Annotated in this window: 19 protein-coding genes, 1 tRNA gene and 1 pseudogene; 10 read left to right on the top strand and 11 right to left on the bottom strand. The window is 64.0% G+C overall.

The features are described from left to right. Positions 1–129 precede the first annotated feature (129 nt). The 3 genes and pseudogenes from AB4Y32_RS12320 to AB4Y32_RS12310 form a co-directional block, all read right to left on the bottom strand. A protein-coding gene (locus tag AB4Y32_RS12320; protein WP_368721617.1) for an IS3 family transposase occupies positions 130–1,289 on the bottom strand; the annotation gives its coding sequence in 2 pieces (ribosomal slippage) (positions 130–1,058 and positions 1,058–1,289; 1,161 coding nt in all). Between the two features lie 181 nt (positions 1,290–1,470). Then, positions 1,471–2,644 (bottom strand): annotated as a pseudogene (locus tag AB4Y32_RS12315) (tyrosine-type recombinase/integrase). Positions 2,645–2,830: 186 nt separating this feature from the next. Then, positions 2,831–2,940: transfer RNA gene (locus AB4Y32_RS12310), tRNA-OTHER, on the bottom strand. 461 nt (positions 2,941–3,401) lie between these two features. Between AB4Y32_RS12310 and AB4Y32_RS12305 the strand changes: the two genes are divergently transcribed. The 7 genes from AB4Y32_RS12305 (at position 3,402) to AB4Y32_RS12275 (ending at position 11,029) form a co-directional block, all read left to right on the top strand. Then, positions 3,402–4,475, top strand: a complete 1,074-nt coding sequence (locus tag AB4Y32_RS12305; RefSeq protein ID WP_368721616.1) for a LacI family DNA-binding transcriptional regulator — start codon at positions 3,402–3,404, stop codon at positions 4,473–4,475. 74 nt (positions 4,476–4,549) lie between these two features. Then, complete coding sequence (locus AB4Y32_RS12300; protein ID WP_368721615.1) at positions 4,550–5,614, top strand: ABC transporter substrate-binding protein; 1,065 nt, start codon at positions 4,550–4,552, stop codon at positions 5,612–5,614. Beyond that, a complete protein-coding gene (locus AB4Y32_RS12295) occupies positions 5,611–6,435 on the top strand; it encodes an ABC transporter permease (RefSeq protein WP_368721614.1) in 825 nt (274 codons plus the stop codon). Before AB4Y32_RS12300 ends, AB4Y32_RS12295 begins: the two co-directional genes overlap by 4 nt. A 30-nt stretch (positions 6,436–6,465) precedes the next feature. Further along, positions 6,466–7,392: an ABC transporter permease gene (locus AB4Y32_RS12290; RefSeq protein WP_368721613.1), complete on the top strand. Its 927-nt coding sequence runs from the start codon at positions 6,466–6,468 to the stop codon at positions 7,390–7,392. Beyond that, complete coding sequence (locus AB4Y32_RS12285; protein WP_368721612.1) at positions 7,389–8,450, top strand: ABC transporter ATP-binding protein; 1,062 nt, start codon at positions 7,389–7,391, stop codon at positions 8,448–8,450. The genes AB4Y32_RS12290 and AB4Y32_RS12285 overlap by 4 nt, the downstream gene beginning before the upstream one ends. A 408-nt stretch (positions 8,451–8,858) precedes the next feature. Next, entirely contained in the window at positions 8,859–9,698 is an 840-nt protein-coding gene (locus AB4Y32_RS12280; RefSeq protein WP_368721611.1) for a phosphodiesterase, read from the top strand. 116 nt (positions 9,699–9,814) lie between these two features. Further along, on the top strand, positions 9,815–11,029 hold the full coding sequence (locus AB4Y32_RS12275; RefSeq protein WP_368721610.1) for an MFS transporter: 1,215 nt from the start codon (positions 9,815–9,817) through the stop codon (positions 11,027–11,029). A gap of 81 nt (positions 11,030–11,110) precedes the next feature. On the opposite strand, the gene AB4Y32_RS12270 is transcribed toward AB4Y32_RS12275, so the two are convergent. The 5 genes from AB4Y32_RS12270 to AB4Y32_RS12250 form a co-directional block, all read right to left on the bottom strand. Further along, positions 11,111–11,542, bottom strand: a complete 432-nt coding sequence (locus AB4Y32_RS12270) for a response regulator (protein WP_368721609.1) — start codon at positions 11,540–11,542, stop codon at positions 11,111–11,113. Between the two features lie 34 nt (positions 11,543–11,576). Then, positions 11,577–12,209 (bottom strand): response regulator, encoded by a 633-nt coding sequence (locus AB4Y32_RS12265; protein ID WP_368721827.1) that lies wholly within the window; start codon positions 12,207–12,209, stop codon positions 11,577–11,579. 112 nt (positions 12,210–12,321) lie between these two features. After that, positions 12,322–12,867 carry a bacterioferritin gene (locus tag AB4Y32_RS12260; RefSeq protein WP_368721608.1) on the bottom strand — a complete coding sequence of 182 codons (546 nt, stop codon included), beginning with the start codon at positions 12,865–12,867 and terminating at the stop codon, positions 12,322–12,324. A gap of 99 nt (positions 12,868–12,966) precedes the next feature. After that, on the bottom strand, positions 12,967–13,128 hold the full coding sequence (locus AB4Y32_RS12255; RefSeq protein WP_090872098.1) for a DUF1328 domain-containing protein: 162 nt from the start codon (positions 13,126–13,128) through the stop codon (positions 12,967–12,969). A 96-nt stretch (positions 13,129–13,224) separates the two neighbouring features. Beyond that, the gene (locus tag AB4Y32_RS12250; protein WP_368721607.1) at positions 13,225–13,401 is read right to left on the bottom strand and encodes a DUF1328 domain-containing protein; all 177 of its coding nucleotides are present in this window, start codon (positions 13,399–13,401) and stop codon (positions 13,225–13,227) included. 185 nt (positions 13,402–13,586) lie between these two features. Here AB4Y32_RS12250 and AB4Y32_RS12245 point away from each other — a divergent pair, with 185 nt between their 5' ends. Continuing rightward, positions 13,587–15,059 (top strand): sensor histidine kinase, encoded by a 1,473-nt coding sequence (locus AB4Y32_RS12245; protein ID WP_368721606.1) that lies wholly within the window; start codon positions 13,587–13,589, stop codon positions 15,057–15,059. A 301-nt stretch (positions 15,060–15,360) separates the two neighbouring features. Then, a complete protein-coding gene (locus tag AB4Y32_RS12240; protein ID WP_368721605.1) occupies positions 15,361–15,501 on the top strand; it encodes an entericidin A/B family lipoprotein in 141 nt (46 codons plus the stop codon). 120 nt (positions 15,502–15,621) lie between these two features. On the opposite strand, the gene AB4Y32_RS12235 is transcribed toward AB4Y32_RS12240, so the two are convergent. The 3 genes from AB4Y32_RS12235 to AB4Y32_RS12225 all read right to left on the bottom strand — a co-directional run bounded on the left by AB4Y32_RS12235 (position 15,622) and on the right by AB4Y32_RS12225 (position 18,773). Further along, the gene (locus tag AB4Y32_RS12235) at positions 15,622–16,410 is read right to left on the bottom strand and encodes a DUF4397 domain-containing protein (protein WP_368721604.1); all 789 of its coding nucleotides are present in this window, start codon (positions 16,408–16,410) and stop codon (positions 15,622–15,624) included. Between the two features lie 518 nt (positions 16,411–16,928). Next, on the bottom strand, positions 16,929–17,876 hold the full coding sequence (locus AB4Y32_RS12230) for an EamA family transporter (protein WP_368721826.1): 948 nt from the start codon (positions 17,874–17,876) through the stop codon (positions 16,929–16,931). A gap of 432 nt (positions 17,877–18,308) precedes the next feature. Beyond that, complete coding sequence (locus tag AB4Y32_RS12225; RefSeq protein ID WP_368721603.1) at positions 18,309–18,773, bottom strand: hypothetical protein; 465 nt, start codon at positions 18,771–18,773, stop codon at positions 18,309–18,311. Between the two features lie 535 nt (positions 18,774–19,308). Between AB4Y32_RS12225 and thiC the strand changes: the two genes are divergently transcribed. After that, the gene (gene thiC / locus AB4Y32_RS12220) at positions 19,309–21,240 is read left to right on the top strand and encodes a phosphomethylpyrimidine synthase ThiC (RefSeq protein ID WP_368721602.1); all 1,932 of its coding nucleotides are present in this window, start codon (positions 19,309–19,311) and stop codon (positions 21,238–21,240) included. Positions 21,241–21,289 lie beyond the last annotated feature (49 nt).

The raw sequence follows: 21,289 nt of genomic DNA, 5'->3' as shown, positions 1-21,289 counted from the left end.
TGGCGGTTCGCTCTGCGGCGGATACGGCTTCTGCCACGGTCGGGTACTGGCCGGATACGTTCGTGTCGATGGCAAAGGGCATCGGCGTCGTGAGCTTCCTTCGGTTTTTCGCCTTCCAGAGGCCCGGGGTTATGCGGCCGTATCCTTTGTCCGCTGAGCCGCAAGCCAGTCTTGCATGAACTGAGTTGGCGACGTGAAGCCGAGCGATGAATGACGACGACTGCGGTTATAAAACACTTCGATGTATTCGAACAAGTCCGCAATGGCTTCGCGATGCGTGCGATACCTCGTGCCGTGTACCCGCTCGTTCTTCAGGCTGTTGAAGAAGCTTTCCGTCGGCGCGTTGTCCCAGCAATTCCCTTTGCGACTCATCGAGCAGCGCATCCCGTAGGTAGCCAGCTTGCGCTGGAATTCATGGCTCGCGTATTGACTGCCTCTGTCCGAGTGGTGCAGCGCGCCGGGCGCAGGCCGGCGCCGGAACCATGCCATCGTCAACGCATCGGTTACGAGGTCCGCCGTCATACGCGGCTTGACCGACCAGCCCACGACCTCCCGATTGAACAGGTCCAGCGTGACCGCCAGATACAGCCAGCCTTCGTCGGTCCAGATGTACGTGATGTCCGAGGTAAACACCTGGTTGGGCTCGACCGCCGTGAAGTTACGGTTCAACACGTTCGGTGCGACCGGTAGCTTGTGTCGAGAATCGGTTGTCACCCGATAACGGCGCTTGTGGCGAGCTCGGATACCGTTGGCGCTCATCAGCCGCTCCACCCGTGCTTTGCTGGCCGGAAAGCCGCGAGAGCGCACCTCGTCGGTCATGCGCGGCGAACCGTAGGCACCTTTGAACTTGGCATGAATCGTTCGAATCAACGTGAGCAACTGGGCATCGGTGAGCCGCTGTCGCTCGGGTGTGCCGCCGCGCTTCCACGCGCGGTAGCCATTGACGCTTACACCAAGGACCTCGCACAGCGCCGACAGCGGATAGTGTCGGCACTGCGTGTCAATCCAGGCGAACTTCACAGGAGGTCCTTCGCGAAGAACGCCGCCGCTTTTTTTGCGATTTCCAGCTCCATCTGCAAGCGCTTGTTCTCCGCCCGCAGACGCGAAAGCTCCATCTGTTCCGCTGTGACGACCTTCGCCCCGGGACCATTGAGCTTGCCGGCTTCCGACGCTTTGAGCCAGTTACGCAGCGTCTGCATCGACATGCCCAGTTCGCGGGCCACAGCGCTTACGCTTTGCCCGTCCCTGACTCGTTGCACGGCCGCTTTCTTGAACTCTGCCGTGTACACCTGGTGCGGTACCTTGAAACATCTCTTCTTTCCTTCCTTTGGGTCGAGTTTATACGCGACCTGCTGGAAGGCGAAATTTCAGGGGAAGCTCAGTGAGCGCTTCCATGCCCTCTTTGAGTTCGCTGAAAAGATTCCTTTTCATGGTGGTCGATCGCCTGCTTGTTGCCGGCTTAATGATGGGTCACAACCGCGCCGCAATCTGCTCAGTAGTCTCCCGGTAGTAATGCAGCAGCCTCAAGTCCTTGTGCCCGCTGATCTTCGCGAGCGTCATCACGTCGACCTTTCGTGACAGGCGGGTCAATGCCTCTGCCCGGCTGTCATGGAAATGTAGATCCTCAATGCAAAGCGCCGCCTTGGCCTTCCGGAACAGGACGTCGAGCGATGCGGACGTCACGGTGAAGCATTGATCCCGATCAGCGACGACCTGCAGCAGACGCGCCGCCGCTCGCGCCAGCGGGATCTCCCGAGGCCGGCCGGTCAGGTATTGCATCTTGTGCTTGATCGTGACGATGCGCTTCCTCAGATCGAGGCTGCCCTTGCCGAGTGCCACGATCTCGCCGGCGCGCATGGCGGTGCGAAGTGCAACGAGGAACGCGAGCGCCACTTCCTGCTGTTTGGTTTCGGGGGCATGGCCAGTCCGATACCCGAGCCACCGGACAATCGGACGCACTTCCTTCCACGGGTCGATGCGGCGTGTGCGCGCAGCACCCTCTGGGGGCATACGCAGACCCTTGAACGGGTTATGCCCCATCCAATGCCACTCTTCCCGGGCGATCGTGAATACGTTGCGGATCAGGTTGATCTCGCGATTCACCGATGCCCCCGTGATCGCTTTTGCCTTCGTGCCATCGGGTCGGACGTACCCTTTCAGACGGGCGTCCCGCCACTGGGCCACGTGCGGCGTGTTGAATTCGGCGAGGGAAAGGGAAGCCAACTGCGGAAATTCGCGTACATAAGCGATCGAGGCGCAATTTCTCCCATCGTCCGCCCTCCTTGTTGGGCGAGACTTTTTCGCTGTATTCGTTGATCGCGTCGGCCACGGTGCGCGCTTCAGCCGTCTTCTTTTCCTGCTCGACAACCCTAGCTTCGGCAACGCGCTTCTTTTCCGCCGACGGATCAAGTCCAGCCCGGAGCTGGTCTTTCGCTTCATCGCGTGCTTTGCGCGCCGCCAGCAACGACACCCCAGGGTAGACGCCCAAGGCGAGCCGATTCTCTTTCCCGTCGACGCGATACTTCAGGCGCCAGTACTTCGAGCCATTCGGCATCACCTCCAGATACATGCCTTGGCCGTCGGTCAGTTTGTAGGACTTTTCCCGTGGTTCTGCCGCGCGCACAGCGGCGTCGGTAGGTGGCATAATTCAGCGAGGGGGCATCGACTGGCCCCGGATAGTCAAAATATGCCCCCGAAGATGCCGCCTTTTTTCTTGGGTGTCTATGGCGGAATATGGGAAACAATCGCCATACAAAACGCGTAAGTCCTTGAAAAGTCCTTGACTTACGATGTTTCTTGGTAGATCCCAGGAAACGTTTGGGAGAACCAATGGTGCCGGGGACCGGACTCGAACCGGCAAGCTGTTAAGCGGCGGATTTTCGTCACACTACGTCTTTCGACGCCGTCTGCCCGGACAACAATCGATAACGATCGACCGGCAGCCACGTTCGTGCGCTGGACTATGCCTTCGCCATCGCGATACGCGTATTGCACACCCATCGCCTTAGGCGCCCCCCGTCTAGTCTCTACACCTTCCGGCGCCTTCCGTCCTGCCTTCGGCAGGAAGAAGAACCGGCTTGGCTCGGCGTCGCCTCGTGCACGCATCCGCGGGTCAGGGGTTTCGCCGAATTTGAAGGGTTCTGCACCGGCCGTTTCCGGCTGGGCACTCAATGCTTTAAGTCCGCTATGTTTACCAATTTCATCACCCCGGCAGGGCGGACGCGATTCTACCATCGCGCCGCACCCTGACCAAACGGGCGCATACCCGAGTTCTCCGCGCGCCGCGCGCATTCATCGACCCGTCACAAACGTTCCCGATAATCCGCCGACGAAAACGTTTACAACAGCGCCCGCCGCTCGAACAGCTTGCGCTAACAGCGCCACCAAGGGGAACCCAGACGATGACGCCCACGATCAAGGATGTCGCCGCCCACGCGGGCTTTTCGATCGCGACCGTCTCGCGCGCGATCAACGCGCCGCACACGGTCAACCCCGTCACCCTCGAAAAAGTGCGTCAGTCGATCGACGCCCTCAACTTCCGACCGAGCCCGCTCGGCCGTCAGCTGCGCGGCGAGCGCTCGCGCCTGATCGGCGTCGTGCTGCCGACGCTCGCCAATCCCGTGTTCGCGGAATGCCTGCAAGGCATCGACGAACTCGCGTCCGCGCAAGGCTACCGGTTGATGCTGATGACGACGCAGTACGACGCCGAGCGCGAGCGCCACGCGATCGAGACGCTGCGCGAGCAGCGCGTCGAAGGGCTGATCCTGACGGTCGCCGATGCGGACACGCACCCCCTCCTCGACGACCTCGACCGTGACGGCATGCTGTACGTGCTGATGCACAACGATACGGTGCGCCGCCCGTCCGTGTCCGTCGACAACCGGCTCGCCGCCTACGACGGCGTGCGCATGCTGATCGCGCACGGCCATCGCCGCATCCTGATGCTCGCGGGCACACTCGCCGCATCGGATCGCGCGCGGCTGCGCCATCTCGGCTACGTGCAGGCGATGCAGCAGGCGGGACTCACGCCCGCGCCCGCGCTCGAAATCGATTTCAACGCGGACGAGCTTGCGCCCTCCGTGCTCAACCATCTGACGACGGGCCCGAATCGCCCGACGGCCCTCTTCTGCTCGAACGATCTACTTGCGATGGTCGTGATGCGCGGCCTGCGCCGCGCGCGCTTCGAGATGCCCGGCGACATGTCGATTCTCGGCTTCGACGGTCTCGCGATGGGCGAGCTGCTGTCGCCGCCGCTTGCGAGTGTCTGCGCGCCGAATCGCGAGATCGGCTGCGCCGCGTGGCGCCGGCTGATTGGGCGCCTCGACAGCATGAAGCCTGCGGACTTCGACGACGCACTGCGCGCGCCGTCACTGTCGCTGACCTTGCCGCACACACTGCGCGAAGGCGCGACGATCGCCGCGATCTCCGACATGGCGGGCGCATCGCCGAATCGCAACGCGCGCTCGTTCGCGTGACGCCCGGATACGAGCACCACCGCAAGCACCATCGGCTTCAGAACAATTTCTTTTCCACCTCCGGGAGACCTGCCGTGAACCGCCGTTCCTCCATCGGTACCGCAGCGTTGCGCGTTGCGCGCGCCGCGCTGGCTGCATCGTCGTTCGTGCTGACCTCATCGTTCGTGCTGACGCTGGCCGCGCCATCCGTCGCGCACGCCGACGAAACCGCGATCTGCTACAACTGCCCGCCCGAATGGGCCGACTGGGCGAGCCAGATCAACGCGATCCAGCAGAAGACGGGCATCCATGTGCCGTTCGACAACAAGAACTCCGGCCAGGCGATCGCGCAGCTGATGGCCGAGCAGAAGAGCCCCGTGGCCGACGTCGTGTATCTGGGCGTGTCGTCGGCGTTCCAGGCGAAGGACAAGGGCGTGATCGCGCCGTACAAGCCCGCGCACTGGAACGACATCCCCGCGAACCTGAAGGACCCGCAAGGCTACTGGTTCGCGATCCATTCGGGCACGCTCGGCTTCTTCGTCAACAAGGACGCGCTCGAAGGCAAGCCCGTGCCGCGCTCGTGGGCCGACCTGCTCAAGCCCGAGTACAAGGGAATGATCGGCTACCTCGATCCGTCGAGCGCGTTCGTCGGCTATGCGGGCGCCGTGGCCGTCAATCAGGCGCTCGGCGGCAGCTTCGACAACTTCAAGCCGGGCCTCGACTGGTTCGCGAAACTGAAGGCCAACCAGCCGATCGTGCCGAAGCAGACGGCCTATGCGCGCGTGCTGTCGGGTGAAATCCCCATCCTGCTCGACTACGACTTCGACGCGTATCGCGCGAAATACAAGGATCACGCGAACGTCGAGTTCGTGATTCCGAAGGAAGGCACGATCGAAGTGCCGTACGTGATGAGCCTCGTGAAGGGCGCGCCGCACGACGCGAACGGCAAGAAGGTGCTCGACTTCGTGCTGTCGGACGAAGGCCAGAAGCTGTGGGCGAGCGCGTATCTGCGCCCTGTGCGCGCGAACGCGATGAGCGCCGACGCCGCCGCGAAGTTCCTGCCCGCGAGCGACTATGCGCGCGCGCGCGCCGTCGACTTCGCGAAGATGGCCGAGAAGCAGCAGGCGTTCGGCGAGCAGTATCTGCAGGTGATGCATTGAACGACATCACGTTCCCGCTGCGCTGGCGCATCGCGTTGATCGCGCCGGCGCTCGCCGTGTTCATCGCGTTCTGGCTGCTGCCGATGACGGCGCTCGTGCAAGTGAGCGCCGACGGTCATCTGCTGAAAACGTACGCTGCGATGCTCGCGAACGCGCGCTACATGAAGAGCCTCTTTGCAACGGTCGTCCTGTCGGCGGCCGTGACGGCGACGACGCTCGCACTCTCGGTGATCTCGGGCCTGCTGCTCGCGCGCCGCGAGTTCGCTGGCAAGCGCGTGCTGCTCGCGCTGCTGACGTTTCCGCTTGCGTTCCCCGGCGTCGTCGTCGGCTTCATGGTGATCATGCTGGCGGGCCGCCAGGGACTGATCGGCGCGCTGTCGCTGAAGCTTTCGGGCGACAAGTGGGTGTTCGCCTATTCGATGACGGGGCTCTTTCTCGGCTATCTGTACTTCTCGATTCCGCGCGTGATCGTGACGGTGATGGCATCGGCGACGAAGCTCGATGCGTCGCTCGAAGAGGCAGCACGCTCGCTCGGCGCGTCGCCGTGGCGGATCATGCGCGACATCGTGCTGCCTGCGCTGTCGCCGGGGCTGATCGCGGCGGGCGCCGTGTGCTTCGCGACAGCGATGGGCGCGTTCGGCACGGCATTCACGCTCGCCACCGACATCGACGTGCTGCCGATGACCATCTACACCGAGTTCACGCTGAACGCGAACATGGTGACGGCGGCGGGCCTGTCGATCGTGCTCGGCATCGTCACGTGGGTCGTGCTGTATGCGGCGCGCAGCATCAGCGGCTCGGCCGTTGCGGCGACCGCCTGATCCTCCTTCATATCCCATGACGACACTCGCATGAATTCCATTGCCCACGCTACCGGCACGCCGCCTGCAAGCCGCAGGCGCGCGTTCGCCCTGCCCTCGCTGCGCGCGTGGCTCGCCGCGGGCCAATGGCTCGTGACGCTGCTCTTGTGCGCGTTCCTGATCGTGCCCGTCGTGATGTCGATACTCGCGTGGCTCACGGTCAACTACTTTCGGGGCATCGCGAGCGGCCTCACGCTGCGCTGGCTCGGCGAAGTGTGGACGCAGTATCACGCGTCCGTGTTCCTGTCCCTCGAAGTCGCCCTCGCGACGCTCGTCGTCACGCTGCTGACGGGCGTGCCCGCAGGCTATGTGCTTGCGCGCAGCGAGACGCGCCTCTCGCGCGTCATCGAGGAATTTCTCGTGCTGCCCATCGCATTGCCCGGTCTCGCGTCGGCACTGGCGCTGCTCGTCGTGTACGGCGGATTCACGATGTTTCGCACGAGCGCCGCGTTCATCGTCGTCGGGCATGTGGTGTTCACGCTGCCGTTCATGGTGCGCGCCGTCGCGGCCGTATGCGCGAGCTCGGGATTGCGCACGCTCGAAGAAGGCGCAGCGAGCCTCGGCGCCGGCTTCTTTCAGCGCTTCGTGACGATCGTGCTGCCGAACGTGCGGCCCGGCATCGTCGCGGGCGCGCTCGCCGTCGTCACGCTGTCGATCGGCGAATTCAACCTGACGTGGATGCTGCATACGCCCGAAACGAAAACGCTGCCCGTCGGGCTCGCCGATACGTATGCGTCGTTGCGCATCGAGATCGGCAGCGCGTACACCATGCTCTTTTTCATCATGACGATGCCGCTGCTCGTCGCGATGCAGTGGCTCGGCGTCGATGCGACGGGCCAGCGCAGCATCAGGCAGAAGGCGAAGCAGAAGAACGCACGCGTCACCGATACGCAAGCGGCACTCCCGGACCAGGCATGAAACTCGACTCCATTCCCATCACGCTGACGTGCTGCGCGAAGACATTTCGCGGCACGCGCGTGCTCGAACCGCTCGATCTCTCCATCGGCGCGGGTGAAACGCTGGTGCTGCTCGGCCCGTCCGGTTGCGGCAAGACGACGACGCTGCGCATGATCGCCGGGCTCGAACGGCCGGATGCGGGAGGCCGCGTCGCATTCGGCGACGAAGACGTGACCGCGCTGCCCATCGAAAAGCGTCAGGTCGGCATGGTGTTTCAAAGCTATGCGCTCTTTCCGAACCTGACCGTGCGCGGCAATATCGGCTATGGTCTGAAGATCAAGCGCGTGAACGCGGACGTGGCGCGCCAGCGCGTCGACGAATTGCTCGCGATGATGCGTCTCGCCGATCACGCGGACAAGCCGATCGATCAGCTGTCGGGAGGACAGCGTCAGCGCGTTGCGCTGGCGCGCGCGCTCGCGCCGCAGCCGCGCGTGCTGCTGCTCGACGAGCCTCTTACGGCACTCGACGCAAGACTGCGCGACACCTTGCGCAGCGAGATGAATGCGTTGCTGCGCGAACTCCGCATCACGACGGTATACGTGACGCACGATCAGGCGGAAGCGATGGAACTGGGGGACCGCATCGTCGTGATGAGCGCGGGACGCATCGAGCAGATCGGCACGCCGCGCGACATCTACTACCGCCCCGCGAACCGCAACGTCGCGCAGTTCGTCGGCACGATCAACCGCGTGTCGGGCGAAGCGCACGACGGCATGCTCGCGACGACGGGCGGCATGATCCCGCTGCCGCCGATGCACGCGACGCGCGCGCCGCACATCGCGAGCCATGGTGACGAAGTCTTCTTCCGCCCTGAAGATGCGTGGCTCGCCGATCCGCAGAGCGCGCAATTGCGCGGCACCGTCGACAGTTCCGCGTTTCTCGGCGAACGCACGCGTCTGACGATCCGCGATGCGGCGCCCGATGCGCTGATCGTCGATGTGCCGGGCCGCGTCGAACTCGCACGCGGTACGCGCGTCGGCATTTCGATCGCGCAAGAGGCGCTGATTGCGCTATCGTGAGTTTTTGGCTGTTTTGGTTTGGTTTGGTTTGGTTTGCTTGCGATCTAGTTGGCATCCGCGATGCGCCTCGCGGCGCGGGCGTTGCCCCTGTGCGGGGCGGCACCTACTTTTCTTTGCAGCGGCAAAGAAAAGTAGGCAAAAGAAAGCCGCTCACACCGCTAGTGCTACGTATTACCCACGGGCTCTCAACGTTCCTGGGCCCTAACCCGCGCGTCGGTAACGAGAAGCAAGTGCCTGCAAACACGTACGTACATGCGGCTGTTGTTTTTTACCGCAATAGCCTGCTTCCAAAGGCACCTGTATCGTAGCTGTAGGTATGTCATTGCGGGCGCTGCCTTCGCGTGACCAAGGCGTCTTGGGGCCCTCGAATGTTGCGTGCCCTTGGGTAAAACCGTTAAAGGAATCTCCATGCTCCTAGCCCAGATCAGCGATCTGCACATCAAACGCCCCGGCGCGCTCGCCTACCGGCGCGTCGACACGGCCGCGCATCTGGCGCGCTGCATCGAGCGCCTGAACGCGCTCGATCCGCGTCCCGACGCCGTCGTGATGACGGGCGATCTCGTCGACCAGGGCGAACCTGAACAGTACGAGCACCTCAAGTCGCTGCTTGCGACGCTCGAGATTCCGTACTACCTGCTGGTCGGCAATCACGACGATCGCAAGGCGCTGCGCGATGCGTTCCGCGAGCGCGAAGAATTGCAGACGGGCGGCGAGTTCGTGCAATACGCGGTCGATATCGGTCCCAAGCGCGGTCCGCTGCGCCTGATCGCGCTCGATTCGATGGTGCCGGGCGAGAGCGCGGGTCTGCTGTGTGATGCGCGCCTCGCGTGGCTCGAAGAACAGCTCGACGCGGCGCGCGGCAAGCCCGTGATCGTCGCGCTGCACCATCCGCCGTTCGTGACGGGCATTGGCCATATGGACGCGCTGCGGCTCGAACCGACATCGGCGGACAAGCTCGCGGCCATCGTCGCGCGTCACCCGAACGTCGAGCGCGTGATCTGCGGACACGTGCATCGCCCAATGTTCGTGCGCTTCGGCGGCACGATCGCTTCAGCCGTGCCCGCGCCCGCGCATCAAGTGGCGCTCGATCTGCGCGACGACGCGCCGTCGGCGTTCATGATGGAGCCGCCCGCGTTCGCGCTGCACCGCTACGACAGCGTGAACGGGCTGATCACGCATCATGCGTATGTCGATGCGGCGGATGGGCCATATCCGTTCTATGAGCCGGAGGGAAAGTTGATCGATTGAGGGGTGTGCGTGTTGCCAAGAGTTCGAGGTCGGAACGCCTCCAGCAAACTCCGCCACGCTCCGGTATGATCGGCACGCTCGACTCTCTTGCGCCGGCGCTTGCCGGCCGCCGCAACATGTCCACATCTTCCTCCGACACCGTTACGTCCGAACGCTCGCTGCACGGCCTTTTGCTGCTGCTCGCGACGATCGCGGGCGTCTCCGTCGCGAACATCTACTACAACCAGCCGCTGCTCGACGACTTCCGCAAGTCGTTTCCGCAGAGCGCATCGTGGATCGGCGTGGTGCCGTCGATGACGCAGCTCGGCTACGCCGCGGGCATGCTGCTGCTCGCGCCGCTCGGCGACCGTTTCGATCGGCGCAGACTGATCCTGCTGCAGATCGCGGGCATGTGCATCGCGTTGCTGTTCGCGGCCGCCGCGCCGAATCTCGTCGTGCTCGTGTTCGCAAGCCTCGCGATCGGCGTGCTTGCAACGATCGCGCAGCAAGCGGTGCCGTTTTCCGCCGAGCTCGCGCCGCCCTCGGGCCGCGGCCAGGCCGTCGGCACCGTGATGAGCGGCCTGCTGCTCGGCATTCTGCTCGCGCGCACGGCGGCCGGTTTCGTCGGCCAGTATTTCGGCTGGCGCGCGGTATTCGGCGCATCGATCATCGCGCTAATCGCGCTCGCCGCCGTCATCATCTCGAAGCTGCCGCACAGCAAGCCGACCTCGACGCTCGCATACGGCAAGCTGATCGGCTCGATGTGGCATCTCGTCATCGAGTTGCGCGGCCTGCGTGAAGCGTCGCTGACGGGCGCGGCGCTCTTCGCCGCGTTCAGCCTCTTCTGGTCGACGCTCGCGCTGCTGCTGGCTGGCGCGCCGTTTCACTACGGGCCGCAAGCAGCGGGGCTCTTCGGGATCGTCGGCGCGGCGGGCGCGATGGCCGCGCCCCTCGCGGGCAAGTTCGCCGACCGGCGCGGGCCGCGCGCGATCGTTTCGCTGTCGATCGTGCTGGCGGCAATCTCGTTCGTCGTGTTCGCGTTGTCGGGCACGAGCCTCATCGGCCTCGTGATCGGCGTGATCGTGCTCGACGTCGGCGTGCAGGCCGCGCAGATCTCGAACCAGTCGCGCATCTACGCGCTCAAGCCCGAAGCGCGCAGCCGCGTCAATACGGTGTTCATGGTCTGCTATTTCATCGGCGGCGCGGCGGGGTCTGCAGTCGGCGCGTTCGTGTGGCCGCTGTTCGGATGGGTCGGCGTGAGCATCGCCGGCTTGCTGTTCACGGCCGCTGCCGGATTCAATCACATGCGCGGCCGTCCCGAGTCGATCGCGGCTTCCGGCACGGCCGAGTGAACTCTGCTGTCGCCGGCTAGCGTTTCGTTACCGCTCCGTTATTGCATCCGCGCTGGCAGCCATCGCGCGAGCAGCATCGCGCTAGCGCCCATCGAGACGCGCCTGCGCATACTCGTGCAGCGCGTCGATCACGCGATCGAACTCGAATGACTTGTCGTAGAAGTGCCGCACGCCGTATTGCTCGCATCGCTCGCGATAGGCAGGCAGCGCATGATTGGTCAGCACGGCGGCGAAAGTCGAGTCGATCAGCCCTTCCTTCTGCATATACGCGAGCACGGGCACGCTCGATCCGCCCTTCAGCTGCAGATCGACGATCACGGCGTCGAACGCTTCGCCGTCGAGCAGCGCAATCGCTTCGTCGGCGGACTCGGCATGCGCGGCCACCTGCATCACGCCCGACGCGTCGATTGCTTCGACGACGCTGCGGCGAATCAGCGGCGAGTCCTCGATCAGCAGCACACGCAGCGGCGCGCGGCCGGAATCGTTGTGTGCAGTGGCGGAGTCGGCGTTCATCGGTGGCGTTCCATGCTCTCAGTTCATTGCGGCTTCATTCGATCAATCCGTTCTTGATCGCGTAGTAGGTCATGTCGGCGTTGTTCGTCATGTGCATCTTGTCGAGCACGCGCGCTCGATACGTGCTGATCGTCTTCACGGACAGGTTCAGTTCTTCGGCGATATCGGTCGGAATCTGCCCGGACGCGAGCTTGCAGAAGATCTGGAACTCGCGCCCGGACAGCAGTTCGTGCGGATGCGCGGCGGCGGGCCGGTCGAGACTGTTCGCGAGCGTATCGGCGATGGCCTCCGACAGATAGCGGTGCCCGCGCGCCACCGAACGTATCGCGCGCACGATCTCGTCGGGCTCGCACTCCTTGTTCAGATAACCGTTCGCGCCCGCGCGCAGCAGGTTGATCGCGTACTGGCTCTCGGGATAGCCGGAGAGGATCAGCACGCCCTGCTCCGGGCGCATCTGGCGAATGACGCGCAACGTGTCGATGCCGTTCTTGTCGGGCATCGCGATATCGAGCAGCACGACGTCGAACGGCTGCTCGCGCACGAGGCGAATCGTCTCGTCGCCCGTCGATGCTTCCGCCGCGACGCACATGTCCGGCTCGTCGGCGACGAACTGTCTGAACCCGCCTCTGACGATCGCGTGATCGTCGGCTATCAAGACTCGAATCATCATTCGCTGTCCGCCCAGCTATGCACGCAGTCGGCTACGTCGTTGTCCATGCAGTGCGATACACGGGAACACGGCGCAAGCGCACGAGCCGCGTTCGCGCGATGCGCTCGCCCTACCCGCGGCCCGCCAGCAGATCGACCATGTCGTCCGCGTGCTCTTCCTCGACGGAGAGGATCTCCTCGAAGATGCGGCGCGTCGTGACATCGCCGTCGCCGAGGTAGCGGATGATCTCGCGATACGTATCGATCGCTATGCGTTCCGCGACCAGGTTCTCGCGAATCATGTCGGTCAGGTCGCGGCCTTCCTTGTATTCCGAGTGCGAGCGCGCCGTCAGGCTGTCGGGCGCGAAGTCGGGCTCGCCGCCCAGTTGCACGATGCGCGCGGCGAGCTGGTCGGCATGCTCCTGCTCTTGCGTCGCATGCTCCAGGAACTCCTGCGCGACGGCTTCCGAATTGATGCCCTTCGCCATGAAATAGTGGCGCTTGTAGCGCAGCGTGCAGATCAGCTCCGTCGCGAGCGCGCCGTTCAGCAGCTTGAGCACCGCCTCGCGGTCTGCGCCATAGCTTTGCGTGACGGGGCCCTCATCCATGTCCTTGCGGGCCTGCTCGCGAATTTTCTGGAGGTCCATCACGAACTCGCCTTTCGATGACTTCGACATTGACTGACTCCTTGTACCGATATCGTGGGAAATGCGCACCGGGCCGCCGTCTGAGATGCGCGGCAGCGGCCCGTGCGCGCTGGGGAAGTGATGCCTGAGCTACGTTCGGAACACGCCAAGCAGCAGCGTGACGACGAACACAACCAGGAAGATGTAGAACAGAATCTTCGCGATTTCGGCGGCGCCGGCTGCAATGCCCGTGAAGCCGAATATGGCGGCGATGATCGCGATCACGAAGAAAACGAGTGCGTAGTGCAGCATGGCGACGCTCCTTGCTGTTTAAGCGATGTTGCTATCGCGGTCCGACGAGTGGTGCGTGCTTTCCTTTTCTGTTGCGTTGCATGGGGCTGGGCTTCGCTAATCGATCATCTTTTTCGTGACGATGAAGCCGAGCACGAGGAACACGACGCACAGGATCAGGAACACCACGAACAGTAACTTCGCGATGGCCGCCGCGCCTGCCGCAATGCCCGTAAAGCCGAGCAGTCCTGCGATCACGGCAATCACGGCGAAGAACAATGCCCACTTCAGCATGACGGCAACCTCCCTCGATAAACGATCGCTAACACCTATCGTAGGGAGCACGTTGCGTACCCGCATTCGGAGGCCCGCTGTTTTTCATGTGGGAATCCGCCGACACCGGCTTTCGGCGCGCGGCCCGCGCTTGTTACGGGAACGCAGAAGCGTCAGCGACGCTACACTGTCGATGACGGGATCTCATGGAGACAGCTGTGTCGGGCGTAGCCGAAGCGGGATTCACGACAAGGCTGACGGACTGGATGCGAAGGCGCAGCTGGGCAATCGCGATGACGGTCGCGATCGTCATCACGTGCGGCGGCCTCGTCATTCTGGAGACGGCGCGGCAGCGCATCGCATCGGAATACGAAGCGGCCCTCGAAGCACGCAGCGCGACCGTACAGCTGAGCGATCTCGAACGTCATCTCGCGCAGATGAGCGTGCACGAGAGCGGCTTTCTTCTGACCAGCAGCGATAGCGACGCGCGCAGCTACTGCTCGAGCGCGATCGACATCCGCCGCGCCGTCGGCTCGCTCGACAGCTACTTCAGACGTGCTGCGGACAGCGCCGAGCTCGCCAGTTTCATGCACATCGCCGCGCTGATCGACAAACGCATCGGCGACGGCGCGCGGGCGATGCAGCGCGCCGCGCCCGATCCACTCGATCTCTCTGCGTGCGGCAAGGTCGATGCCGCGGGCGCCGTCGATGCGTCGCTCGTGACGAGCACCCTCGCCTTGCTGCGCGACAACGAAGAGCGCCGCGCGCAACGCGCGCTCGATGCGAGCCGCGCCGATCAGCGCGTGTCGACCTTCGTCGCGGCGGGACTGTCGGCGCTCAACATCGTGTTGTTCATCCTGCTGTTCCGCAATCTCGGCATTCAGATCGACAGTCAGGCGCGCGTGCAGAAGCAGTTGATCACGCAGCAGGAAGAACTCGATCAGCTCGTCAACGAACGCACGCGGCAACTCGAAGCGCTCGGCTGGCACCTGCAGGCCGTCAGCGAAAACGAAAAGACGCAGCTTGCGCGCGAACTGCACGACGAACTCGGCGCGATTCTCACGGCAAGCAAGATGGACGTCGCGTGGGCGAGGCGCAAGCTGCAAGACGCCGATCCCGTCATCGCGGAGAAACTGGCGCGCGCGCTCGCGACGCTCGATCAGGGCATCGCGTTGAAGCGCCGCATCATCGAGGACATGCGGCCGACCGTGCTCGCGAACTTCGGGCTCGTCACCGCGCTGCGAACGCTCGGCGACGAAGCAGCGCAGCGCAACGGCTGGCTGCTCGACCTGCAACTGCCCGCCGACGATATCCAGCTCGACGAGCAGACCGAGATCGCGCTCTTTCGCGTCGCGCAGGAGTCGCTCACCAACGCGGCCAAATACGCGCGCGCGACGCAGATCACGATCGGCCTGACGGCGGGCGAAGGCGACGTGTCGCTGCATATCGCGGACAACGGCATCGGCATCCTGCCCGAGGACCTGAAGCGCACGCATACGCATGGGCTGATGGGCATGCGTCAGCGGGTGGCCGCGCGCGGCGGGCGCTTCGACATCCGGCGCGGCGATCTGCGCGGCACCGATATCCGCGTCGTGCTGCCCGTCGCGAACGTCAGCGCGACACAGGAAGCGGCTCGCACGGATACGCCGGCGGGACATGCAAGCCTGGAAGACGGCTGATGCACTTGCGCTCCTGATGCGTCGCGCCATCGCGTGATCAGCGTTCGGCTGCGTAGGATTGCGCCGACATGAAATTCATGGCGAGACTGACAGCAGCACGGACGTGCGTCTCTTACCATGGAATCAGACCGGATCGGCCCGCGTGCGTGATGCCCCGGTCGACAACAACGCGCGCACGCTGGACACGGCCGGATGTCGCATCGGCACAGGCCGGCAAGCGCGAATCGCGACCGACGCGTTCCTGCGTGCACCTCGACGCGTTCGGGCGCGTACCTGCGCGTACCTGATAGGGAGAGAACCCATGACTCGACGACTCATCGCACTCTTGTTGCTCGCCGGCACGGCGACGCTCGCGGCCTGCCATACGGTCGCCGGCGCAGGCCAGGATATCTCGAAGGGTGGCCACGCGATTACGAATTCGGCGGAGAAGCATTCGGATTAAACGCGCTGCCCTACGCTGCACGCGGTGCAACCGCACGACGGCACAACAAACAGCGCGGCGGCTCAATCGCATGAGCCGCCGTGCTGTTTGTTGCGCTGTGTCCGTTGAACTATCGTCGATTTACTGGCCGTTCAACGCGTTCGTCAGTTCGAGCGCCGGCTGCGACGTATTCCCTCCTTGCGCCACCAGCAGGTGAATCTGATTCGGCAGCAACTGGGTCACTGCGCCGCCGATGGGCACGGACGTCACCAGCCAGTCCGAGTTGTTCGCGAGATCGAACGCGCCCGACTGGAAGATCGCCGTCTTGGTGCCCGCCGGCGTGGCGATCAGCACGTATGAGCCGCCCGATACGTAGATCGAGTCCTGCCCGCTTGGCGGCACCGCGTTCTTGAACGACACGCCCGCCATCGACGGACTCACGTTCGCGATGTTGGCGTTGTTCGACGGCACCAGATACAGGTCGAGATTGCTCGCATTCGCCGATGCGTTGAATGCCCGCACGCGCGCGCTGTTCGACAGCAGCCCCTTGTCGAACGGATCGTCGATCAGGCCTATGTCCGGCCCCGTCGAGCCGGGCACGGCAATCACCGCGTATTCGTGGCCTTGCGCGACATCAGGGAACGAGCCGCTCGCGAGCGGCGTCGTCGTGCCCGTCAGCGCATAGGCAACCGACGTCTGCCCCGTATTGATGTTCGCGAAGTTCGTCACGTTCTTGTACGAGATGCCCTTCTGCAATGCGCCGCCGTTCACGACGAAGTCGACGGTCGGCCCGCTCGGAATCGCGTGCACGAAATGGATCAACGGGTTCTGCAAGCCGACTTCCTTGCCGACATCGCTGGAGCCGCCTCCGCACGCCGTCATCAGCGCGGCCGCGCCCGCCAGCGCGGTCATGGTCCGGATAACCTTCATTTGCCACCTCTCCCTGATTGGGTATGAACCCGTTGATCCGTGGCTTGCCGCCTGCGCCGATGCGACCGTTCGTTGTCGACGCTGCCGTATCGTTGACGTCCTCGTTGGTATCGCTGCAGTGCCGCCGTTGTTCACCGATGCCGCGCGCCGGCGCGTTCGCCTTGGCGGCGCGCCCGCTTGTCCCGGAGGCCGGACAGCGCGCTACGCCCGCTTGCCGGCATCGATTGGACGAGTATCGTCAGCAATTGCCGTGCCGCATCGCTTATTAGTTACCAAGGGCGAATAAAGGATCTGGCGCTTTATGGGGTGTCAGGCGAGCGGAGTTTTCCCGAAGGTGTGGTGGGGCTCCGGCGCGTGTGATTCATGCGCGGCGCAACTTTACATGGCGCCATGCACGTCTTATCCAAGGCACTCGCCGGAAACCGCGCGTTTCCGGCGTGCGCTTGCCGCTGAGCAACAACAGGTTGCCGGCGCTGTGGCATGGCGTGACGCACGCGTCAGTGACGTCGCGCGCCGCTTTACGACGCGCTGCTTCGCGCCGTACCGCGCCGCCGGTAGTCGAACCAGAACGACAGGCCGACGCTTGCCAGAATCACGGCCGTTGCGATGACCGTCGAGCGCGTCACGGGCTCGCCGAGCAGCAGCGCGCCCAGCGCCACGGCGACGACAGGATTCACGTACATGCAGCTGCTCGCGATGATCGGGCTCGTATGGCGGATCAGAAAGCCATACGCGACGTAGGCGGCCATCGTGCCGATCAGCATCAGATACACGAACGCCAGCACGGGCAGGAAGTGAATGTCCATCATCCGCTCGCCGGAGAGCCACGCGACCATTGTCGACATCGCGCCGCCGAGGCCGATCTGCAGCGCGGTCGACAGGAAAAGATCGGACGGCAGCTTCAGGCGCGACGCGAGATGCGCGCCGCCCGCCCAGAAGAGCGCGCCGCACAGAATCGCGAGACTGCCGCCCGCCGAGCCCGCCGTCTGGTCGCCGTGACTGAGGATCGCGATGCCGACGAGCCCCAGCCCGACGGCGAACCATTCGACCCTCGCGATCTTGCGCCCCGCGATCGCCGCGATGACGGTCGCGAAGAGCGGCACGGTCGCGACCATCACGGCCGCCGTGCCCGTGCCGACGGTGCGCATCCCGTACGCGAGCATGCCGCTCGACAGCCCGACGAGCATCGTGCCGACGAGGCCCGCATTGCGGATTTCCGCGACGGGCGGCCAGACGGGCTTGCGCCGCATCGCGAAGATGAAGAGCCCGACGCCCGCGAAGAAGTTGCGCAGCCCCGACATCAGCAGCGGCGGGAACGACCCGAGCGCAACGTGCACGGCCAGATAGGTCGAGCCCCAGACGATATAGACGACGCCGAGCGCGAGCGCGATCTGTCCACCGTGGGACTGAGGCAGGCGGAACGGAAAACGGGCAGGGAGATTCAGCGCCACGTTCAGCCCGCCCATGCCGGTGATGGCGCCACAGCCCCGATGAACAGCCACGAACAGGACGGCGGACGCCGCGTCAGCGACACGGCATGAAGGGCAAAGCGGGCGGGCATGGCAGTAGAACGGTAAGCGGCAGTCGAAAGCCGTCGATCGGCAACGGAAGCACCATGTCAATGGCGCGAATTGATGGCCTTCGTGATGCGGAATGCATCGACAGCGGCCAACGGGCGCGAGCAGCCGCGCCGCCGTGCATTATGCAATATCCGGACGACCCTTCGGCAAGAGAATCGTAACTTTCGTTGCAAGCGGGACGAAACCGGTAATCGAAAGAACGCGAGCGCTTTGCGCGAGGGTTTTTCCGCTTTATCCGCGTGCCGAAGGCCGATATGGAAACGACACGGGCGGCATCCGTCGCCGCCCGTGTGATGTCGAGTTCGCTGCGATGCGCGCTCAGTCGTAGCTCACCACCACCGTCACCGCACTTTCGCCCACTGCGCCGCTTGCGATCGACAGCGTGCCGCCTGCCCGACCCATGCTGAACTGCGTGCCCGTCTGCGGCGCGGCGCGCTTTGCGTTATCGACGAAACGCGTGGTCAGCGTGCGCGGAGCCGTGACGCCCGACGCCGTGTTGACCAGCACATAGACATGCGCAGCCGTCGATGTATTCGGCGCGCGCGTGAACTTCACATCGACCGTCGACGCATTCCTATTTAACGGAACATCAGTACGGAATCCTTGAGAATATTCTGATACAGAAGTCGCGATACCGTACGACGGGGCAACGATCGCGCCTGTGAACGTGATGGTCCCACCCGTGGAAAACTGCGGCGTCGCACCGGCCGCCAGCGGCGCGGCCAGCCCTGCGGCGACAACGCATGCGCCGAGCAGATCGACTGCCAGCCTCGATGTTTTCATTGCACTCTCCGTTTTGAATTGATTTTTGTTAGGCAGACTGATCAATTGCCCGCCGCGAACTGATCTAACGGCTCGCTTCGGGCAATCTTGAATATGGGCGATGGAAATTCGCCCGGGGATGAGGTCTTTCCCGTATTTATGAGATTAGAGACTGATTCGATGCGTAGTGCGCACGAGTGGCACGGACGCAGCGAAAGCCGGGCGTGGCGCGGCTTTCAGCTAATCGAAAGCCTTGCGCTTTTGCGCGCGCCATCAATTTTGAGATGTGTTGCCAAACCCCGCCCCGCCAGGTTATCGTGTGCGCTGCTAACGCGGGGGTCCTGCGTTGTGCGTCGCCGGGGAGCAAAAACGGGCGGCGTACGGCGTGGGTGAGAAATACCCTTTGAACCTGATCTGGATAATGCCAGCGCAGGGAAGCGTTCGGGCTCGCCGCTTCACCTGACGTACCACCCTCCTCGCGCGAACCCGGCCAACTTCCCCTCCATCTCGTTCTCCTGCGTAGCTGTGTTGCCCCACGTTGAGACAGGAGAGATGCATGAACGCCAACCCGAAATTCATTTCCGCGAACGCGCACGTCGACGAGGCCGCCGTTGCGCCGCTGCCGAACTCGCGCAAGGTCTACGTGACCGGCTCGCAACCCGATATCCGCGTGCCGATGCGTGAGATCACGCAGTCGGACACGCCGACGGGCTTCGGCGGCGAAAAGAATCCGCCCATCTACGTGTACGACACGTCGGGCCCGTACACCGACCCGGACGCGAAGATCGACATCCGCGCGGGCCTGCCCGCGCTGCGTCAGCGCTGGATCGAAGCGCGCGGAGACACGGAATCGCTGAAAGGCCTGTCGAGCGAATACGGCCGGGAACGCGCCGCCGATCCCGCCACCGCGCAACTGCGCTTTCCCGGCCTGCATCGCACGCCGCGCCGCGCGATGCCCGGCAAGAACGTCTCCCAGATGCACTACGCGAAGCAGGGCATCATCACGCCGGAAATGGAATACATCGCGATCCGCGAGAACCAGCGCCGCGCCGAGTATCTGGAAAGCCTGAAGGCGAGCGGCCCGAACGGCGCGAAGCTCGCGCAGATGATGGGCCGCCAGCATCCCGGGCAAGCGTTCGGGGCTGCCGCGTTCGGCGCGAACGCGCTGAAGGAGATCACGCCGGAATTCGTGCGCGAAGAAATTGCGCGCGGCCGAGCGATCATCCCCGCGAACATCAATCACCCGGAAAGCGAGCCGATGATCATCGGCCGCAACTTCCTCGTGAAGGTCAACGCGAATATCGGCAACTCTGCCGTGACGTCGTCGATCGGCGAGGAAGTCGACAAGATGACCTGGGCGATCCGCTGGGGCGGCGACACTGTGATGGATCTGTCGACGGGCAAGCACATCCACGAGACGCGCGAATGGATCATTCGCAATTCGCCTGTCCCGATCGGCACGGTCCCCATCTATCAGGCGCTCGAAAAGGTCAACGGCAAGGCCGAAGATCTCACGTGGGAAATCTTCCGCGACACGCTGATCGAGCAGGCCGAACAGGGCGTCGACTACTTCACGATCCATGCGGGCGTGCGTCTGCAGTACGTGCCGCTCACCGCGAACCGGATGACGGGCATCGTGTCGCGCGGCGGCTCGATCATGGCGAAGTGGTGTCTCGCGCATCACAAGGAGAGCTTCCTGTACGAGCACTTCGAAGACATCTGCGAAATCATGAAGGCGTACGACGTGAGCTTCTCGCTCGGCGACGGCCTGCGCCCCGGCTCGATCTATGATGCGAACGACGAAGCGCAGCTCGGCGAGCTGAAGACGCTCGGCGAACTCACGCAGATCGCGTGGAAGCACGATGTGCAGACGATGATCGAAGGCCCGGGCCACGTCCCGATGCAGTTGATCAAGGAGAACATGGACCTGCAGCTGGACTGGTGCGACGAAGCGCCGTTCTACACGCTCGGACCGCTGACGACGGACATCGCGCCGGGCTACGACCACATCACGTCGGGCATCGGCGCGGCGATGATCGGCTGGTTCGGCACGGCGATGCTCTGCTACGTGACGCCGAAGGAGCACCTCGGCCTGCCGAACAAGGACGACGTGAAGACGGGCATCATCACGTACAAGCTCGCCGCGCATGCCGCCGATCTGGCGAAGGGCCATCCGGGCGCGCAGGTGCGCGACAACGCGCTGTCGAAGGCGCGCTTCGAGTTCCGCTGGGAAGACCAGTTCAACCTCGGCCTCGATCCCGACAAGGCACGCGAATTCCACGACGAGACGCTGCCGAAGGACTCGGCGAAGGTCGCTCACTTCTGCTCGATGTGCGGACCGCACTTCTGCTCGATGAAGATCACGCAGGACGTGCGCGACTACGCGGCGAAGGAAGGCATGAGCGACAGCGACGCGCTGAAGAAAGGCATGGAAGTGAAGGCCGTCGAGTTTATGAAGAGCGGCGCGGAAATCTATCAGCGGCAGTAGCCACGCAGCGCTGCTGTCAGCGCAGCATCTGTCGGGCGCCGCGTCGCGG

The organism is Paraburkholderia phymatum, from assembly GCF_040965635.1.
Classification (GTDB): domain Bacteria; phylum Pseudomonadota; class Gammaproteobacteria; order Burkholderiales; family Burkholderiaceae; genus Paraburkholderia; species Paraburkholderia phymatum_B.
This window is presented reverse-complemented; position numbering and strand designations above follow the sequence as displayed.

Coding starts and splice junctions, on each gene's coding strand:
- AB4Y32_RS12270 (WP_368721609.1), bottom strand. CDS start 11,542: ATGAACGCCGACTCCGCCACTGCACACAACGATTCCGGCCGCGCGCCG.
- thiC (WP_368721602.1), top strand. CDS start 19,309: ATGAACGCCAACCCGAAATTCATTTCCGCGAACGCGCACGTCGACGAG.
- AB4Y32_RS12225 (WP_368721603.1), bottom strand. CDS start 18,773: ATGAAAACATCGAGGCTGGCAGTCGATCTGCTCGGCGCATGCGTTGTC.
- AB4Y32_RS12240 (WP_368721605.1), top strand. CDS start 15,361: ATGACTCGACGACTCATCGCACTCTTGTTGCTCGCCGGCACGGCGACG.
- AB4Y32_RS12265 (WP_368721827.1), bottom strand. CDS start 12,209: ATGATTCGAGTCTTGATAGCCGACGATCACGCGATCGTCAGAGGCGGG.
- AB4Y32_RS12250 (WP_368721607.1), bottom strand. CDS start 13,401: ATGCTGAAGTGGGCATTGTTCTTCGCCGTGATTGCCGTGATCGCAGGA.
- AB4Y32_RS12280 (WP_368721611.1), top strand. CDS start 8,859: ATGCTCCTAGCCCAGATCAGCGATCTGCACATCAAACGCCCCGGCGCG.
- AB4Y32_RS12275 (WP_368721610.1), top strand. CDS start 9,815: ATGTCCACATCTTCCTCCGACACCGTTACGTCCGAACGCTCGCTGCAC.
- AB4Y32_RS12290 (WP_368721613.1), top strand. CDS start 6,466: ATGAATTCCATTGCCCACGCTACCGGCACGCCGCCTGCAAGCCGCAGG.
- AB4Y32_RS12235 (WP_368721604.1), bottom strand. CDS start 16,410: ATGAAGGTTATCCGGACCATGACCGCGCTGGCGGGCGCGGCCGCGCTG.
- AB4Y32_RS12305 (WP_368721616.1), top strand. CDS start 3,402: ATGACGCCCACGATCAAGGATGTCGCCGCCCACGCGGGCTTTTCGATC.
- AB4Y32_RS12285 (WP_368721612.1), top strand. CDS start 7,389: ATGAAACTCGACTCCATTCCCATCACGCTGACGTGCTGCGCGAAGACA.
- AB4Y32_RS12230 (WP_368721826.1), bottom strand. CDS start 17,876: ATGGGCGGGCTGAACGTGGCGCTGAATCTCCCTGCCCGTTTTCCGTTC.
- AB4Y32_RS12260 (WP_368721608.1), bottom strand. CDS start 12,867: ATGTCGAAGTCATCGAAAGGCGAGTTCGTGATGGACCTCCAGAAAATT.
- AB4Y32_RS12255 (WP_090872098.1), bottom strand. CDS start 13,128: ATGCTGCACTACGCACTCGTTTTCTTCGTGATCGCGATCATCGCCGCC.
- AB4Y32_RS12245 (WP_368721606.1), top strand. CDS start 13,587: ATGGAGACAGCTGTGTCGGGCGTAGCCGAAGCGGGATTCACGACAAGG.